A 1,047-nucleotide genomic window follows, 5' to 3' on the forward strand; every position below is an offset into this window, starting at 1 on the left:
AGTGATGTACAGCAACGGCTTTTTTCTGTGCATTAACCCCTGTGCCAAGCATATCGGTAGATCCAAAGAGTACTCGTATCTTTCCTTCGTTGGTGTCGCTGATGAGTTGTTTGCGCATTTTATCGTTTTTAGCCTCTTGAATAAAACGGATTTCGTGAGCAGGAATACCATAGTCTTCTACCAATTTGCGCTTGATTTCAGTGTAGGGATTCCACTCATTAGGCTTGTAAGTACCCAAATCAGAAAAGACAAACTGAGTCCCTTTCTGTGCTTTGTACTTTTGATAATATTCATTGATTTTCATCGCACAATGAGAGGCTTTGTTATCAGGATGATCTTCATACTTATCAGAGATCATTCGCATATCTAAGGACATTTTACGCGCATAATCAGTTGCAATAAGCATTTTGGCTTTTTCCTCGGACTCGGATAGTGGCGCACGCCCCAAGAGGGTTGCATTACCCGTTTTGGCAAACTCCATTAGTTTTTGAATGAATACCTCTTGATCGGGTGTAGGGGGTATATTGTGTAAAATTTCGTTCTTTTCGGGTCTGTCTATCCCAACATCCTTTGCGGTTCTATAATCGGTTATTTCGGCGTAAAACTGCGCTAATTCGGGTACTTTGATAAAGTAGCGGAAGCGTTCTTTCTGCACAATGTTATTAGCCACTGAAAATTCGTAATCGGTGGTCTTGCGAGCATAGATTGCTGCCCACGCATCGAAACAGTGAATTTGTTGCTTTTCTAAGGCTTGAGGACGCAGGTACTTAAAAAGCAAATAAAGCTCAGTAAGTGAATTGGAAATAGTTGTGCCTGATAGAAAAGTAGCCCCCATATCCTTGCCAGTGCGCTCTTGAATAGTTCGCAAGGCAAAAAGCAGGTTGAGGGCTTTTTGACTGCCTTGAGAGTTTCCCAATCCCGCCACTCTATCGTGCCTTGTATTGAACATTAAGTTCTTGAACTTATGGCTTTCATCTACCAAGAGGTGATCAATGCCCATCATCTTAAAATCCACTGTATCATCGGTGCGCTCATTGATGTCGTGTT

General features: G+C 42.1%; 1 protein-coding gene. It reads right to left on the reverse strand.

The window, feature by feature from the left end:
- On the reverse strand, window positions 1-1,047 hold a 1,047-nt coding region (locus tag HMPREF1551_RS07900), incomplete at both ends, for an SNF2-related protein (RefSeq protein ID WP_021628569.1).

Source organism: Capnocytophaga sp. oral taxon 863 str. F0517, assembly GCF_000466425.1.
GTDB lineage: Bacteria > Bacteroidota > Bacteroidia > Flavobacteriales > Flavobacteriaceae > Capnocytophaga.